The sequence below is a fragment of the Microvirga sp. ACRRW genome (assembly GCF_022346925.1).
Taxonomy (GTDB): Bacteria; Pseudomonadota; Alphaproteobacteria; order Rhizobiales; family Beijerinckiaceae; genus Microvirga.
The window spans coordinates 20492-37717 of the sequence record NZ_JAKRNJ010000008.1 but is presented as its reverse complement, the minus strand read 5'-3'; the positions used below and the strand labels follow the sequence as shown (position 1 = coordinate 37717).

15 protein-coding genes and 1 tRNA gene are annotated in these 17226 nt (G+C 60.2%); 15 read left to right on the top strand and 1 reads right to left on the bottom strand.

What is annotated here, in order from left to right:
* Positions 1-73: 73 nt before the first annotated feature.
* The 5 genes from MHY87_RS16410 (at position 74) to ruvX (ending at position 4964) form a co-directional block, all read left to right on the top strand.
* Positions 74-1339 carry an ABC transporter substrate-binding protein gene (locus MHY87_RS16410; RefSeq protein ID WP_239353630.1) on the top strand — a complete coding sequence of 422 codons (1266 nt, stop codon included), beginning with the start codon at positions 74-76 and terminating at the stop codon, positions 1337-1339.
* 2 nt (positions 1340-1341) lie between these two features.
* Complete coding sequence (locus MHY87_RS16405; RefSeq protein WP_239353629.1) at positions 1342-2313, top strand: carbohydrate ABC transporter permease; 972 nt, start codon at positions 1342-1344, stop codon at positions 2311-2313.
* A complete protein-coding gene (locus MHY87_RS16400; protein ID WP_239353628.1) occupies positions 2310-3134 on the top strand; it encodes a carbohydrate ABC transporter permease in 825 nt (274 codons plus the stop codon). Before MHY87_RS16405 ends, MHY87_RS16400 begins: the two co-directional genes overlap by 4 nt.
* A gap of 14 nt (positions 3135-3148) precedes the next feature.
* A complete protein-coding gene (locus MHY87_RS16395; protein WP_239353626.1) occupies positions 3149-4285 on the top strand; it encodes an ABC transporter ATP-binding protein in 1137 nt (378 codons plus the stop codon).
* Positions 4286-4400: 115 nt separating this feature from the next.
* Entirely contained in the window at positions 4401-4964 is a 564-nt protein-coding gene (ruvX, locus tag MHY87_RS16390; RefSeq protein ID WP_239353624.1) for a Holliday junction resolvase RuvX, read from the top strand.
* A gap of 36 nt (positions 4965-5000) precedes the next feature.
* Here ruvX and MHY87_RS16385 read toward each other — a convergent pair whose 3' ends face one another.
* On the bottom strand, positions 5001-5609 hold the full coding sequence (locus MHY87_RS16385; RefSeq protein ID WP_239353622.1) for a calcium-binding protein: 609 nt from the start codon (positions 5607-5609) through the stop codon (positions 5001-5003).
* A 359-nt stretch (positions 5610-5968) separates the two neighbouring features.
* Here MHY87_RS16385 and MHY87_RS16380 point away from each other — a divergent pair.
* The 10 genes from MHY87_RS16380 to MHY87_RS16335 all read left to right on the top strand — a co-directional run bounded on the left by MHY87_RS16380 (position 5969) and on the right by MHY87_RS16335 (position 17216).
* Positions 5969-6042, top strand: a tRNA-Gln gene (locus MHY87_RS16380).
* A 298-nt stretch (positions 6043-6340) separates the two neighbouring features.
* Positions 6341-8047, top strand: coding sequence for a hypothetical protein (locus tag MHY87_RS16375; protein ID WP_239353620.1), 1707 nt, complete (start codon positions 6341-6343; stop codon positions 8045-8047).
* A gap of 284 nt (positions 8048-8331) precedes the next feature.
* Entirely contained in the window at positions 8332-8613 is a 282-nt protein-coding gene (locus MHY87_RS16370; protein ID WP_239353618.1) for a hypothetical protein, read from the top strand.
* A 1003-nt stretch (positions 8614-9616) separates the two neighbouring features.
* The gene (locus MHY87_RS16365; RefSeq protein WP_239353616.1) at positions 9617-9820 is read left to right on the top strand and encodes a hypothetical protein; all 204 of its coding nucleotides are present in this window, start codon (positions 9617-9619) and stop codon (positions 9818-9820) included.
* Positions 9821-10060: 240 nt separating this feature from the next.
* Positions 10061-12043, top strand: coding sequence for an AMP-binding protein (locus MHY87_RS16360; RefSeq protein WP_239353614.1), 1983 nt, complete (start codon positions 10061-10063; stop codon positions 12041-12043).
* Positions 12040-12840, top strand: a complete 801-nt coding sequence (locus MHY87_RS16355) for an ABC transporter ATP-binding protein (protein ID WP_239353612.1) — start codon at positions 12040-12042, stop codon at positions 12838-12840. Before MHY87_RS16360 ends, MHY87_RS16355 begins: the two co-directional genes overlap by 4 nt.
* 10 nt (positions 12841-12850) lie before the next feature.
* A complete protein-coding gene (locus MHY87_RS16350; RefSeq protein ID WP_239353610.1) occupies positions 12851-13807 on the top strand; it encodes a branched-chain amino acid ABC transporter permease in 957 nt (318 codons plus the stop codon).
* Positions 13808-13819: 12 nt separating this feature from the next.
* Positions 13820-14905 (top strand): branched-chain amino acid ABC transporter permease, encoded by a 1086-nt coding sequence (locus MHY87_RS16345; RefSeq protein ID WP_239353608.1) that lies wholly within the window; start codon positions 13820-13822, stop codon positions 14903-14905.
* Positions 14906-14979: 74 nt separating this feature from the next.
* Positions 14980-16302 (top strand): ABC transporter substrate-binding protein, encoded by a 1323-nt coding sequence (locus tag MHY87_RS16340; protein ID WP_239353606.1) that lies wholly within the window; start codon positions 14980-14982, stop codon positions 16300-16302.
* A 77-nt stretch (positions 16303-16379) separates the two neighbouring features.
* Positions 16380-17216: an ABC transporter ATP-binding protein gene (locus MHY87_RS16335; protein WP_239353596.1), complete on the top strand. Its 837-nt coding sequence runs from the start codon at positions 16380-16382 to the stop codon at positions 17214-17216.
* Positions 17217-17226 lie beyond the last annotated feature (10 nt).

Sequence of the window (17226 nt, the reverse complement as noted above, 5' to 3'; positions counted from 1 at the left end):
TTCAAAGGAACAAAGTGCACCCTCGCGTCTTATGAAGCTAAGCAATAATTCTCAAAGCCGCTGGAGGATAGCCATGTCACGCCTTATCGCCAGTCTCATGTTAGCAGCAGGCCTGCTCGCATCGGCAAGCGCTTCCGCCGTCGAGATTTCGATTTCGTGCAGCGCGCTCGGCAAGGAATATGAAATCTGCAAGCAGGGTGTCGATGCCTGGGCCAAGCAAACCGGCAACACGGTCAAAATCGTTTCGACGCCGAACTCCGCCACCGAGCGTCTCGCGCTCTATCAACAGCTTCTCGCCGCAGGCGCGGGCGACATCGACGTGTTCCAGATCGACGTGGTGTGGACCGGCATTCTCGCCCAGCACCTGCAGGACCTGACCGCGAAGGGCCAGGGCGAGATCGGCGGACATCTGCCCGCCATGGCCGAGACGAGCCGCGTGAACGGCAAGCTCATGGCGATGCCGTGGTTCGCCGATGCGGGCCTGCTATACTATCGCCAGGATCTGCTCGACAAATACAAGCGCCCCGTGCCGCAGAACTGGGCCGACCTCACCGAGACCGCGCGTATCGTGCAGGAAGGCGAGCGCAAGGACGGCAAGGGCGATTTTTGGGGCTATGTGTGGCAGGGCCGCGCCTATGAAGGCCTGACCACCAATGCTCTCGAATGGGTGGCCTCGTTCAACGGCGGCACCATCGTCGACGAGAAGGGCGAGATCACCATCGAGAATCCGAAGGCGACCGAAGCTCTCAAGACCGCAGCCGGATGGGTCGGCACCGTCACGCCCGAAGGCGTGCTCAATTACACGGAAGAGGAAGCGCGCGGCGTCTTCCAGGCCGGCAATGCGCTCTTCATGCGCAACTGGCCCTATGCCTGGGCGCTGGCGCAAGGCGCGGACAGCACCATCAAGGGCAAGGTCGGCATCGCGCCCCTGCCGAAAGGCGGCGCGGACGGCCGCCATGCAGGCTCACTCGGTGGCCAGCTTCTCGCTGTTTCCAAATACTCGAAGAACGCGGATGCCGCGACCGATCTCGTCATGTACCTGACGAGTCAGCAGGAGCAGAAGCGCCGCGCGGTTGAGGGCTCGTTCAACCCCACCATCGTGTCGCTCTATGGCGATGCAGATATAGCCAAAGCAAACCCGTTCATCGGGGATCTGGCGAATGTGTTCTCCAATGCCGTCGCGCGTCCTGCGACAGTGACGGGCCAGAACTACAACAAGGTCTCGACCGAGTTTTTCAACGCGGTGCACCAGGTGCTCTCGAAGCGCTCGCAACCGGAACAGGAGCTCAATCGCCTCGACCGTGACCTGAAGCGGATCAAGCGCAACGGCTGGCAATAATCATGTCTGGCGCCGTTGCCCAAGTCAGTTCCCCTGCACGGGAAGCCGTGCAGGGAGCCCGCTCTTCCCTCACCCGCTCGCGTATCAGGGCGGCCTGGGTCTTCATCGCACCGACCCTGATCGTGCTGGCCCTCATCGCAGGCTGGCCTCTCGCGCGGACCATCTGGTTCAGCTTCACGGATGCCAGTCTCGACAATCTCAACGATTACCAGTTCATCGGCTTCGAGAATTACCTCGCCAATTACGACGGCGAGTGGCTTGGCCTGCTCACTGATCCCGATTGGTGGCGCTCGGTGTGGAATACGGTGTGGTTCACTGCAATCTCCGTCTCCATCGAGACCGTGCTCGGCACCATCGTCGCGCTGATCCTCAACGCGTCCTTTCCCGGACGCGGCCTCATGCGTGCGGTCATTCTCATTCCCTGGGCGATCCCCACAGTGGTCTCCGCCAAGATGTGGAACTGGATGCTGCACGACCAGTTCGGCGTGATCAACGATATGCTCCTGAAGCTCGGCCTCGTCGCAGCGCCCATCACCTGGACGGCGAACCCGGACACGGCTTTGTGGACGGTCGTGATGGTGGACGTGTGGAAGACCACGCCCTTCATGGCGCTGCTCATCCTGGCCGCCCTCCAGATGCTGCCCGGCGACATCTACGAGGCGGCGAAGGTGGACGGCGTGCATCCCGTGAAGGTGTTCTTCCGCATCACGCTGCCGCTCATCAAGCCCGCGCTCATCGTTGCCGTGATCTTCCGTGCTCTCGATGCGCTCCGCGTCTTCGACCTGATCTACGTGCTCACCGCGAACTCACGCGATACGGCCTCCATGTCCGTCTATGCGCGCCAGCAGCTCGTGGATTTCCAGGAGGTCGGCCTCGGCTCCGCCGCTTCCACCCTCATCTTCCTCATCATCGCCCTTCTCATCGTCATCACCATGGCGGCGGGACGGGTCCGCTTGAGCGGAGATCCCCGATGAAAATCCTCACCCGCATCGGCTTCTGGCTGCTTGTCGCCACTATTGGCCTGTTCTCGATCTTCCCGTTCTATTACGCGGTGATCTCGTCCTTCCGCTCCGGGAGCGATCTCTTCAAGGTGGCCTACTGGCCGGAACGGTTCGACGCCTCCAACTACATCGCCGTATTCGAGCGCCAGCCCTTCGGCACCAACATCTTCAACTCGATCGTGGTGGCAGCTTCCGTCGTGGCGCTCTCGCTGGCGCTTGGCATCACCGCGGCCTACGCTTTCGGGCGCATCCGCTTCAAGGGCAGGTCGCTGCTGCTCATGACGATCCTCGCGGTTTCCATGTTTCCGCAAGTGGCGGTGCTGTCGGGCATGTTCGAGCTGATCCGCAGCTTTGGGCTCTATAACACCCTGCCCGGCCTGATCCTCGCCAACCTCATGCTCACCCTGCCCTTCACGGTCTGGGTGCTCACCACCTTCATGCGCGAATTGCCGAAGGAGATCGAGGAAGCGGCCTTCGTCGACGGCGCAACGCCGTGGATCGTCGTGCGCCGCGTGTTCCTGCCTCTCATGATGCCGGCAGCGGTGACGACGGGGCTCCTCGCCTTCATCGTCTCGTGGAACGAGTTTCTCTTCGCCCTCACCTTCACCCTGACCAACGAACAGCGCACCGTGCCGCCCGCCATCGCGCTCATGAGCGGATCGACCGCTTACGAACTGCCCTGGGGCACGATCATGGCGGCTTCCGTCATTGTGACGCTACCGATCATCGCCATGGTGCTGGTCTTCCAGCGCAAGATCGTCGCGGGCCTCACCGCGGGCGCGGTCAAGGGATAAACAAGGACTTTCAAATGGCTGATGTCGTACTCAAAAATGTTCGCAAATCCTTCGGCAAGGCTCATGTGATCCACGGCGTCGATCTCGCCATCAAGGACGGTGAGTTCATCGTCTTCGTCGGGCCATCCGGCTGCGGAAAATCGACGCTGCTGCGCCTCATCGCCGGATTGGAGGACATTTCCTCCGGCGATCTCTTCATCGGCAATGAGCGCGTGAACGATCTCGCGCCCGCCAAGCGCGGCATCGCCATGGTGTTCCAGTCCTACGCGCTCTATCCGCACATGAGCGTCTACGACAACATGGCCTTCGGCCTGGAACTGGCGAAATCCTCCAAGACGACCATCGACGCCAAGGTGCGCGAGGCAGCGCGCATGCTGCAGATCGAGAACCTCCTCGACCGCAAGCCGCGCCAGCTTTCCGGCGGCCAGCGCCAACGCGTCGCCATCGGTCGCGCCATCGTGCGCGATCCGAAGGTATTTCTGTTCGACGAGCCGCTCTCCAATCTTGACGCCGCGCTACGCGTTCAGACCCGCATCGAGATCGCAAAGCTCCATAACGACACCCGCGCCACCATGATCTACGTGACCCACGACCAGGTGGAGGCGATGACGCTTGCCGACCGCATCGTGGTTCTCAACGGAGGCCGCATCGAGCAGGTCGGCACGCCGCTCGAGCTTTATCACCGCCCGGCCAATCTCTTCGTGGCAGGCTTCATCGGCTCGCCGCAGATGAATTTCATCGCCTGCAAGGTCTCGCACATCGGATCGGACGGTGTGCAGGTGCAGCTCCCCAATGCCGGCACGATCACCGTTCCCACCTCGGCGGATGGCGTGCGCGTGGGTGAGGCTGTCACTCTCGGCATCCGCCCGGACCATGTAAAGGCGTCTCCGCAAGGCACCCTCACCGGGCGTATCGAACTGGTGGAGGAACTGGGCGAGAACCACCTGCTTTATGTGGATGTCGGCCAGGGGCAACGCCTGACAATCCGCGAGCCGGGCGATGCGCATCACGAGGCCGGACAACAGGTCAGCCTCTCGCTGGCGGGGGAATCCTGCCACCTGTTCAGGGAATCGGGCGAAGCCCTACCCTTCCTCTCGGAGGGCAGAACCCCTGCTCCACCGTCTCCCGACCTGAGCAGCAGAGCGGCCTAATAGACTCCGTGTCGTTCCCGGCCCTCATCCGCCGGGGATGATAACCGGCGTCTCGACGCAAGCCCACTTCCTCTATACTGGCTGTCATCGAGACAGCCATACGAGGAGGCCGCCGATGCTATCGAGGGATGACGAGTTGATCGCCTTCATCGAAGGACTGCCGCCCCGTGTGCGCCTCATGGGCGTCGATCTCGGCACCAAGACCATCGGGCTCTCGCTCTCGGACGTGGAGAAGCGGATTGCGACGCCGCTCGAGACCATCAAGCGCGTGAAGTTCACCCCCGACGTTCAGCAGATCAAGGCGCTGGTGGAGCGCTACGAGGTCGGCGGGCTGGTGTTTGGCCTGCCCCTCAACATGGACGGCTCGGAAGGGCCACGCTCCCAGGCGACCCGGGCCTTCGTACGCAACCTTAAACCCCTGATGCCGCTGCCCGTGCTGTTCTGGGACGAGCGCATGTCCACCATGGTCGTCACCCGCACCCTGCTCGACGCGGACGCCTCCCGCGCCAAGCGCGCCGACGCCGTGGACAAGATGGCAGCCGCCTACATCCTGCAAGGGGCTTTGGACCGCTACGAGCGGATCGCGGCGGATGCTGAGGAGGCCGAGGACGAGGCCGCTTTCAGGAGAAGCCTCGACATGGATAAGCCGCCTGAAGGCGGCTCATTGGACGATGAGTGATTCCCACGCACAGAGCACGGCTTTGAATGCTCTCGCTCAGAGGATCAGGAATTCCTTGTGCGTCATGGCGAGGCCGGCCGCGATCTTGGCGAACTGCACGGCAGCCTTCGCGCCTGTGCCGTCGGGATCGTAATAGAGCGCACCCGTGTCCTTGTTGTAGATGATCCGGTCGCTCGAATCCTTGGCTGCCGTCCCGATGGTGAAGGCACTGGATTTCAGGACGGTATTGGTCTTGCCTACCTTCGTGAAGATGGACAGATCCAGCAGGATCGCGTCGTCCGAGACCCTGTAATCGGTGATGGTGTCGACTTCCTTCGAACTCAGCTTCGTCTCGAACACGAAAGTGTCCTTGCCGCTGCCGCCGACGAGGGTATCCCTGCCCCGGCCTCCGCTCAGGAAATCATTGCCCGTGCCGCCATAAAGTTTGTCGTTTCCTGCCTCGCCGCTCAGGATATCGGACCCGGACTCGCCGTAGAGGACATCGTTTCCGTCGCCCCCGCCGATCAGGTCCACGCCGCCTCTGCCCCAAAGGGTGTCATTGCCCTTGTTGCCGAACATCAGGTTGGTGCCGTTGTTGCCGTAGACCTTGTCGTTGCCCTTCGTGCCGACAGCACTACCATCGGGTTTGACGCGAACCGTTGCCATAATGAAATACCCCTATCAGAACAGTGGTCTTGCGAACCGCCCTAGCGGCTCAGCGAACCATGCCTGCGATTAAATTCTTCCCTTACGTCAATCCGTGCGCTTGCGCACCTGTCTCTTTCGAGACATCGCAGGAAAATCCAACCCGCTCAGGGCTCATCCGAAGCCTATACGCTGCCGGCAACCGAAGCTCCGGCCTTTAGCGGAAGCCAAAGTTTCCCAAGTGAATGGCCTTTTCAATTTCATGGCTTGACGCCACGACAAAAGGGTCCTATCTCCACGCCGTCCCCGATGCGGGAATGAAAAACCTTCTCTGCTGCGGCTCAGATCCCGAAAAAGCACAAGGTTTTCAATAGCTTCGGTGGGGAATAGTTTAATGGTAGAACAGCGGACTCTGACTCCGCTAGTCTTGGTTCGAATCCAGGTTCCCCAGCCAATTGCAAAATAAAGCACTTAGCTGAAATTCTGAAAATCGTGGACGAGCGGCTGGAGAATAATTTCCCACCCGGCTAGACAATTATGTTTCCAGAATTGCCATGTTCCTCTCATGGCCGGGCGCGAGATAAGCAATAGCTATGCGCCCCTCGCTTTCAGCCTACGCCAGCCGCTTGAGTTAGTGCCCGAGGATCGTTACTCGGTTGGGCGGAAAGAGCGCAACAAAGAACCGCACGAGCTCTCTGGCACCTCAAGCCGGCAGATCGAAAGTGGGCTCAACAAAGGCGACGCAAGTGGGCATGTCCAGTATTTACGGTGAGCAGCGCACATCCGGTGCAGGTCTGCCGAAAAGAAGCGCGATCATTTTGATTGCGGTCGTGTTACTGGCCTTTCTTGCGCATATCGCATTCATGAACATGTTCTTTTGGCAGCGGTTTCACAGCGACTCCGCCGTAGCCTATGTCGTTGCCACGCAGATTTTGGATGAGGGAAAGCTTTTTCCAGAGCTTTTCAGGTTCGGAAACGATCTGTTCTTTTTGCGCCCCCAATTCGCCATTGCCGCTTTGTTGAAGCTCGGAATGAGCGGCTATGATGCATATGCCCTTGCAACGTCTCTTATGTTCGCCGTCGCGTTTTCTATTGTTGCCTTCACCCTTTTGCTCTGCCGGCCAGGAAGCATCGCGCCTCTCCTTGCGGCTTGCCTTTTATTCATACCATTGGGCGGCAACGAATTTGACTACATTCTAGCGCAGCAATCACACCTTATGCAGTGCAGTCTCTCGCTGGCAGCGGCTGTACTCGTCTTTCAGATCAACAAGGGCCTGGCCGGCCGCCTCGCAGTGCTGTCTGTATTCGCCTTCATGATGCTCTTGGCCATCGATTCCATCACGCGAGCAATCCTGACAACTGCAGCGATCTTAGCCGTAAGCATTGTGCAGTTTCCATTGAACCGTCGTGCCTTCATGTCAGCAGGTATCTTTGTACTTGCACTTGGAGCGGGCTTTTGCATTCGGCATCTCATTCTCCAGCATGTTCAGCTCACTGGGGTCACGCATCTGGCCTTCAGCATTACAGCGAGCGGAGTTGTTCAGAAGCTGGTCGAGCTTTTGTATGATCTGCGGACGGTCGCCTTCTCGACAAGGGCGTTATCCTCCTACGATCTAGGAGCGATCCTATTCTCAATCGCCCACCTACTAACGATGACCGCGTTCGCCGCTTTGACAGTTTGGATCGCATGGAAGTCACTGTTTCTTCTTTTAAGAAGACTGAAAGCCTTCGCAGTTGAAGATCCAATCCCGGCAGATCTTCCGATTTTCGTCGGGGCGATAGGCTTAATCGTCAGCCTCATCGGCTTTTCCGTTGGGGTAATAGGCAAATTAGATGCCGTATCGCGCCATGCGCTGCCTGGCATTTTCATGATCAAGTTTGCTTTGGTCTGGATCGTAGCGAACGCATGCCTCAAGAAAACGCCATCACTCCAGCGTGGCATCAGCTGGGTCACGGCGGCTTCACTGATCATGGCCAGCCCCGTTATTCTACCGATCATCAGCGGGGCTTTTCGCCAGAATGAGCACGATCTGCGCGCCAATCTTCAGGACATTCTTTCAAAGCTGCGCGAGATAGAATCGATCCGCGTCGGCTCCGGCAATCTATATGCGGAATATTGGGATGCTTATCGTTTAGCCATCCTCACGGAAACCAATCTGTCACCCGCGCCTGTTGCGATGTGGGAAGGGAAAATGGTCGGAGACGGCTGGCTCAGTATCCCGAAGCGATTCTGCGCAACTGCGGGGCAATCCACTGTCTATATAGTCCATAACCGAAATCAGGACATGGCAAGCTATGCAAGTCGGATCGCCTCTCCTATCAGCGTGGAGAATCCGAACGTCGTTTCAAGGAGCGGATACGATCTCTTGACTGAGAGAGCCACCCGTATTCGTTCGATGCAGGACCTGAAAGTCTTTCAAGGAAATGGGCACGATCTCCACGGATGTCTCAGGTCGTGACCTTGCAGCCTCGGTTAGTTTATTCTTCTTGCTGGAGTTACGGCATGAAGATCTCAGAAACTGAGGCGGCAGAAGCCTTGAAGGCCATTAGCGAGCCCTCGAGGATGAAGCAGTTGCCATTGGTTCCATGGCCTTGTTACAAGGCTCAATAAGGATGATTTAGTCATACAGGACAGGAAATGATGTTGCGTGAGGCGATCCAAACGGCTTTACGCCGGACGGCTCATCAAACCTTGTCTCGACCGATCTCATGACGCCTTAACAAAGACACGCACGGGTTCGACATGCTGCGTTTTTTAGCTGCTTCGATTATGCTTCTCGCATCTGCCGCCGGCGCATTCGCGCAGAGCAGGCAATGCTATCCGCGCATCAACACCGTCTCATCGCAATATGAGGGGCAATGCCCCAATTCCGAGTTGAAATGGGTCATCTTCGAGAACGATCTCGGAGCCTTCGGGCGCAATTGCAGCGATGAGCCCTGGAGCTACAGCCGCGCGGAGCGGGCCTATTACAACCATAAGAGCCAGACGACGCTTCCCATGAGCGATTGTTCGGCGCTTCGTTGAGGCGAGGCTCTCTCAACCTTCGACGCAGAATTCCCCGCCGGAGCTCGGTTGGTATCCAGCCGGACAGATCGCCCTGACCCGGACCCAATCCTTCCTCGGAGCGAGCACGCAGTAAGCGCCGTCCGCCGTGCTGACGTAATCCTCAGGGCACACGCCCCTGTTGCGGAGGGAGTCGGGAACATTAACCAGGCAGAACGCACCGCTCGGGCGCGTATTGGGCGGACATTGACCACGGGCGGACCATGTCTGCGCATTGGCCGGCACAAGGGAACAACCGATCACACTCGCAAGGATCAAGAACAACCGCATTCTGCCGCCCCGCATCTGCCATAGGGAGAATGGCCTCCTCTAGCACAGCTTGGCAGTAAGCGCATTACCTTACGTCACTCAAGAGAGTAGGTGTAAGGCGCCTGCCGCGAAGCTTCATGCGGCGGGCTGGCTCGCACCGATACAGTTCAGAGCAATCCCCGGCATGCGACAAAAAGACTTCGTCTTACCGATACTACCCCAAAGCCAAGGTCAAACCCTGTTTACGCAAGCATTCCTATAGCTGCCACCTCTGACATCTCTAACCTTGGCAGTAAAAATACGTAGTATCACTTACTTCTTCCGAGTGAAGGATTGAGTTACACGCCATCTCATTGATGGGGGCGATTCACGACAAATAACCAACCGCATTTCATAAAAAATGACTGCCGTGCATGGGGGCTTGCACGGCGCGAGCCGCGTTCCTGGATCTGATCCGGACGCGGCTTTTCTTTTGCTTTCGCCAAAGCGCCGGCCAAGCCTGCGGTGAGGTTGAATCCATGGCGCGGCTTTTGCGCTTCGCGCGCCGCACTCATCACCTATGTTAATGCGGTCACCGCGTAATCACGTTCTCTTGACGGTGCCTTGGATCGAGGTGTCGGTCCTGCGCCGGAGCGCTCCATTGTCATCGTTTCGCCGCAGCCATCATCCTTGATCCGCCCTCGCTGATGCATCTCGAAGGATGGTGGAGGCGCAGATGCAGAATACCTTCCATATCGGCCAGCTGGTGCGGATTACCCATTCCTCCTCAGGGTATGCGGATCACCGGACGTATTGCATCGTTTGCCTTGTCGCCCACGAAGAGGGGGACCGGCTCTACCGCATCAAGAATACGATCGGCATCGAACGGCTGGTGAGGGCGGATGAGATCGAGCCTGCATCCCTGACGGCTGTGCCGTAAAGCCTGAACCGGTTGGCGCGCCCCTGCCCTGAAAGCAAGCGGGAGCATATTAGCCCATGGTATTGGTGACCCGCCCTTGCCGATGCCGAAGGGGCACGACAGAATACCTCCCATGAAGCTCACCAAGAGCATCCGGCGATAGACCGGCAAGAACAGCGCGGCCCCCAAGAACAGCCGCGTCAGAGGAAACGAGGCCAACCCGCACGCTCTTAAGCGTGCGGTGTCAGGGAGGAGACGTCGGTGACGGCGGCTGCGGACTCGCGCGAAGATACGTTCCCCAAACTGCTGGCGCGGAATGCACGCATTCGCCCCCGCCGCACCGCGTTCCGCCATAAGGATCTCGGCATCTGGCAATCCTGGACGTGGGAAGAAGTCCACGACATTGTCCGCGCCTATGCGGCAGGCCTGCAGGCACTCGGCCTTGAGCGCGGCAGCAAGATCGCCGTCATCGGCTACAACCGCCCCTATCTCTATTGGACCATCACGGCAGCCCAATGGCTCGGCGCGATCCCCATTCCCGTCTATGCGGATTCCGTGGCCGAGGAGATGGCCTATGTGCTCAGTCACGCCGAGGTGACGCACGCGGCGGTGCAAAATCAGGAGCAGGTCGACAAGCTCCTTTCCGTCTCCGACCAGCTTCTGAGGCTGGAGCATGTGCTCTACGACGAAGTGAAGGGCCTGCGCGACTACGACCACAGCCGCTTGCATTCCATCTCTTCCGTGATCGAGGAAGGACGCGCTCGGCTCACTGACGCGGGCGAGGCCGCGAAGATCGAGAGTGAGCTACAATCCGGCAAGGGCGCGGACCTTGCGATCATTCTCTATACCTCGGGCACCACCGGCCGCCCCAAGGGCGTGATGCTCACATCCGATGCGGTAATTGCGGCCGCTAGGATCGGTTGCGATTTCGACAATCTCAACGAGACCGACGAGATCATGGCGTATCTGCCCATCGCATGGGTGGGCGACCACATCTTCTCTTATGCACAAGCCTTCCTCGCCGGGCTTTGCGTAAACTGCCCGGAAAGCCCCGAGACGGTTGCCGAAGACCGCCGCGAGATCGGCGCCACTTATGTCTTCGCGCCGCCGCGCGTGTTCGAGAGCATTCTCACGCTCACTATGGTGCGCATCGAGGATGCGAGCGCGCTGAAGCGGCGCATGTTCCATTTTTTCATCAAGCACGCCAACAAGGTGGGCGAGAAGATCCTCAACAAGGAAAGCGGCGTCGGCGCATGGGACCGCCTGCTCTGGCAGATCGGCAACGTGCTGGTCTATGCGCCTTTACGCAACCGCTTCGGCATGACGCGCGTGAAGGTGGGTTACACGGCGGGCGAGGCTATCGGTCCCGAGATTTTCCGCTTCTACCGCTCCATCGGCGTGAACCTGAAGCAGCTCTACGGCCAGACGGAAGCAAGCGTCTACATCACCATGCAGCCGGACGGCGAGATCCGCGCCGACACGGTGGGCCGCCCTGCTCCCGAGGTGGAAATCCGCATCGCGGACAACGGCGAGGTGCTCTACCGCTCGCCGGGCGTGTTCATCGGCTACTACAAAGACGACGAGAAGACTGCCGAGACCAAGACGCCGGACGGCTTCGTGCATTCGGGCGACGCCGGTTTCTTCGATGCCAATGGGCACCTGAAGATCATCGACCGCGCCAAGGACGTGGGCAAGATGCGCGACGGCGCGCTCTTCCCGCCGAAATATGTCGAGAACAAACTGAAGTTCTATCCCAACATCAAGGAAGCGGTTTGCTTCGGCGACGGCAAGGATTACGTCTCGGCCTTCATCAATATCGACCTCGTGGCGGTAAGCAACTGGGCCGAGCGCAACGGTGTGACTTACGCTTCTTATCAGGAGCTTGCCGGACACCCGCGTGTCTACGAGATGATCGAGAAGCATGTGGATGAGGTGAACCGGTCCCTCGCCTCCGAACCGCGCATGGGCGGCGCGCAGATCAAGCGCTTCCTCATCCTGCACAAGGAACTCGACGCCGATGACGGCGAGCTGACCCGCACCCAGAAGGTACGGCGCGGCTTCATCGCCGAGCGCTATGCGCCGTTGATCGAAGCGCTCTACGACGGCTCGCCCGAAGCGGACATATCCACCGAGGTCACCTTTGAGGACGGCCGCAAGGGCGTGATTTCGGCGCGCGTGAAGATCAGGGACATGAAGCTCTATCCCGTCGAGAAGTCCACTCTCATCCCGGAGGCCGCCGAATGAGAGCGCCCGATCATCCCGTGCTGTCCAAGGGCGATGTGCTGCTCGCCGTCGAGAACGTCTCGCTGGGCTTCGGCGGCGTGAAGGCGCTGACCGACGTGTCCTTCGACATCCGCAAGAGCGAGATCCGCGCCATCATCGGCCCGAACGGCGCGGGCAAGACCTCGATGCTCAACTGCATCAACGGCTTCTATTATCCGACCGACGGCCGCATCACCTTCAAGGGCGTCAAGCGCCCGAAGATGAGGCCTTACGAAGCAGCGCGCGGCGGCATTGCCCGCACGTTCCAGAACGTCGCGCTCTTCAAGAGCATGTCGACACTCGACAACATCATGGCGGGACGCTCGATCAGAATGAATTCCAGCTTCTTCTGGCAGCTCTTCCGCCATGGCCCGGCCATGAAGGAAGAGGTGGAGCACCGGAAATTCGTGGAGGAGATCATCGACTTCCTCGAAATCCAGCATATCCGCAAAACCCCCGTGGGCCGCCTGCCCTATGGCCTGCAGAAGCGCGTGGAGCTGGGCCGCGCGCTCGCCATGGAGCCGGACCTACTGCTCCTCGACGAGCCGATGGCCGGCATGAACCTCGAGGAGAAGGAGGACATGTCCCGTTTCATCCTGGAGGTGAACCAGCAATACGGCACCACCATCGCCCTGATCGAACACGACATGGGCGTGGTGATGGACCTCTCCGACCGCGTGGTCGTGCTGGAATACGGCCGCAAGATCGCGGACGGCACGCCCGATGAGGTGAAACGCGACCAGCGCGTGATCGATGCCTATCTCGGCGTGGCGCATTGAGGGGCGGCTGATGGACATTCTTTATAAGGTTTTCATCGAACCCTTCCTCTTCATGGGCGAAGCGCCAGATCTACTGATCCAGACTCTGTGGGAGGGCCTCGTCTCCGGCGTTCTCTATGCGCTCATCGCGCTCGGCTTCGTGCTGATCTTCAAGGCCTCGGGCGTGTTCAACTTCGCGCAAGGCATCATGGTCGTGTTCGCGGCGCTGATCCTGGTCGGCCTCTACGAGAAAGGCGTTCCCGCCTTCTTGGCGCTGATCCTCGCGGCCCTTGCGATGCTCGTCCTCGCCGTCGTGGTGGAGCGCGTGGTGCTGCGCCCGCTCGTGAACCAGCCCGACATCATCCTCTTCATGGCCACCTTCGGCCTCACCTATCTTCTCATCGGCTTCGGCGAACTCATCTTCGGCGGCAGCCCGCGCGAGATGATCACGGAGGCACTCCTCCTGCCGCAAGGCACCACGGAGATCGAGGCGCTCGGCGGCTCCATCCGCCTGCAGCATCTCGACATCGCCGCCGCCATCATCGCCTCGATCATGATCGCCCTGCTCGCGGTGTTCTTCTCCAAGACCCGCATCGGACGCGCCTTACGCGCCGTGGCGGACAGCCACAAGGCGGCGCTTTCCGTCGGCATTTCACTCAACCAGATCTGGGTGATCGTGTGGTTCGCCGCGGGCCTTGTAGCTTTGGTCGCCGGCATCATGTGGGGCGCGCGTTCGGGCGTGTCGTTTTCTCTCCAGATCATCGCGCTCAAAGCCCTGCCCGTTCTCATCCTCGGCGGCTTCACCTCCATTCCGGGCGCGATCATCGGCGGCCTCATCATCGGCGTGGGCGAGAAGCTCGGCGAGTTCTACTGGGGCCCGCTCGTCGGCGGCGGTGTGGAGACCTGGCTTGCCTATGTGATCGCCCTCCTCTTCCTGCTCTACAGGCCGCAAGGTCTGTTCGGCGAGAAGATCATCGAACGGATTTAAGGGAGTTCTGACGTGCTTTACCGCGAAGCCGGTCAATTCAAGACGAACTACGTCAGCGACTCCGCGATCTTCCCGCTGCGTCAGGACAGGATCGGCATCGCCCTCATCATTCTCGCCGCCTATGCGCTGGCCTTCGTCGGCAACAGCTTCCTGCTGCAAGCCGTGATGATCCCCTTCCTGGTGTTCTCTCTCGCCTCCATCGGGCTCAATATCCTCACCGGTTATACGGGCCTGCTCTCGCTCGGCACCGGCGCGTTCATGGGCGTCGGGGCTTACGCCTGCTACAAGCTGATGACGGCCTTTCCGGGCGTGAACGTGATCGTCTGGATCTTCGTCTCCGGGTTTTTCTCCGCCGCCATCGGCGCGCTGTTCGGCCTGCCGTCGCTTCGCATCAAGGGCTTCTACCTCGCGGTGGCCACGCTTGCGGCGCAGTTCTTCCTGCAATGGTGCTTCATCCGCATCCCGTGGCTCGTGAACTACAACGTCTCCGGCGCGCTCGATGCGCCGTTGCGCACTCTCTTCGGTATTCCGATCATGGGGCCGAACGCCACGCCACAGACGCGCTATCTTCTGGTGCTCACCATCGTCATCGTGTTGACCTGGCTCGCCTCCAACCTCGTCCATGGCCGCATCGGGCGCATGTGGATCGCCATTCGTGACATGGACTTGGCTGCCGAACTCATGGGCATCCGTCCGCTCCAGACCAAGCTCCTCGCCTTTGCCGTCTCGTCCTATTATTGCGGCGTCGCAGGCGCGCTCATGGTCTTCTTCTGGTACGGCGGCGCGGAATACGATGTGTTCAATATCAACCAGTCCTTCTTCATCCTCTTCATGGTGATCATCGGCGGATTGGGCAGCCTCATCGGCTCGTTCTTCGGCGCGGCGCTCATCTTCATCCTGCCGATCGTGCTGGGCATCGTTCTGCCAGCCATGCTCTCGCCCTTCGGAATTTCGGTGGGCGCCGACACCATCGAGCACCTGCGCTTCATGATCGTGGGCGCGCTCATCATCTTTTTCCTGATCGTGGAACCGCACGGCCTCGCGCGGCTCTGGCAGATCGGCAAGCAGAAGCTCCTCGTCTGGCCGTTCCCCTACTGACGGCTGGCGTGAAAAGGAGACGGGAAGTTCAAAGAACCGGCTCCATGCCGGACAACAACGGGAGGAAACGCACAATGTCGTTTCGCAAGCTGAGCCTGAAACTGGTCGCCGCGACCCTTCTCACTGGCACCGCGCTGCCTGCCTTCGCGCAGGATTCGATCTACGTCCCCCTCTTCACCTACCGCACCGGCCCCTTCGCGGGCTCCGGCACCTTCATCGCCGACGGCATGCATGATTATCTGCGCATGCTGAACGAGCGCGACGGCGGCATCGGCGGCGTCAAGCTCGTCATCGAGGAATGCGAGACCGGCTACGACACCAAGAAAGGCGTCGAATGCTATGAGGCGGTGAAGGGCAAGAGCCCGGTCGTGGTCAATCCGTGGTCGACCGGCATCACCCTGCCGCTGATCCCGCGCGCCTCCGTCGACAAGATCCCGGTCCTCTCCATGGCCTACGGCCTCTCCGCCTCGGCGCGCGGCGACGTCTTCCCCTGGGTGTTCAACCCGCCGGCCACCTATTGGGACGGCATGTCGATGATCATCAAGTACATCGGCGAGAAGGAAGGCGGCCTCGATAAGCTGAAGGGCAAGAAGATCGGCTTCATCCACCTCGACGCCGCCTTCGGCAAGGAACCGATCCCGCTGCTGCAGGAAATGGCGAAGGATATCGGCTTCGAGGTGGCGCTCTATCCCGTCGCAGCGCAGGACATGCAGAACCAGTCCTCGCAATGGCTTTCGGCCCGGCGCGACAAGCCCGACTACATGATCATGTGGGGCTGGGGCACCATGAACGGCGCGGCCGTGAAGGAAGCGGTGCGCTCCGGCTATCCCATGGACAAGTTCTATTCCGTGTGGTGGCCGAGCGAGGATGACGCGCGCTCCGGCGGCGCAGGCGCCAAGGGCTTCAAGACACTCAACTGGCACGCGGTGGGTGCGAACTTCCCCGCGATCCAGGACATCCAGAAGCACGTAGTGGATAAGGGCCTCTCCAAGGCCGCCAAGGACAAGGTGGGTGAGGTTCTCTACAACCGTGGCGTCTACAACTCGCTGCTGATCGCCGAGGGTATCGCCCAGGCGCAGAAGATCACGGGTAAGAAGGCCGTGACCGGTGAGGACGTGCGCCGCGGCCTCGAGAACATCAAGCTCGATGCGGCCCGCCTGAAGGAGCTCGGGCTCGAAGGCTTCACCGACCAGCTCGTGCTTTCCTGCAACGATCACAACGGCCACCGCGCCGCCTTCATGCAGGAATGGGACGGCACGAAGTGGGTGAAGATCTCGAACCCGATCGAGCCGATGACCGACCGCGTGAAGACGCAGCTCGATGCCGCTGCGAAGGACTATGCCGAGAAGAACGCCGGCTGGCCCAAGCGCTCGGAAGCCTGCGACAAGGCGAGCTGAGAGCGCTTTGACAGACAGCATGCGGGAGAAATCCCGCATGCTTCCTTTCTTAAGGGGATAGCCCGAAGGGATCGTTCATGAGCAGCGCCGTCCAGATGCAGCCCGCATCCGCTGAAACCGTTCTGACCGTCAACAATATCGAGGTGGTTTATGACCACGTGATCCTCGTGTTGAAGGGCGTGTCGCTCACCGTACCGAAGGGCGGCATCGTGGCGCTTCTCGGCGCGAACGGCGCGGGCAAGACGACGACCCTGAAGGCCGTCTCCAACCTGCTCCATGCGGAGCGCGGCGAAGTGACGAAGGGCTCCATCGAATTCAACGGCGAGCGTGTCGACAAGCTGTCTCCCAACGAACTGGTGAGACGCGGCTGCATCCAGGTGTTGGAAGGCCGCCATTGCTTCGGCCACCTCACCATCGAAGAGAACCTGCTCACCGGCGCCTTCACGCGCAAGGACGGCAACGCCGCTATCAAGCACGATCTGGAGGCGATCTACGAATATTTCCCGCGACTGAAGCAGCGGCGCACCTCCATGGCGGGCTATACCTCCGGCGGCGAGCAGCAGATGTGCGCCATCGGGCGCGCCATGATGTCGAAACCTTCCATGATCCTCCTCGACGAGCCGTCCATGGGCCTGGCACCGCAGATCGTGGAAGAGATCTTCGAGATCGTGCGCATTCTCAATTCATCCGAGGGCGTGTCCTTCCTGCTCGCGGAGCAGAACACCAACATGGCGCTCAAATACGCCACCTACGGCTACATTCTCGAAACCGGTCGCGTGGTGATGGACGGCCCCGCACAGGCGCTGCGCGAGAACGAAGACGTGAAGGAATTCTACCTCGGCGTCTCGGAAGGTGACCGCAAGTCGTTCCGTGCCGTGAAAAGCTACAAGCGCCGCAAGCGCTGGCTGGCTTGATTGATCATTG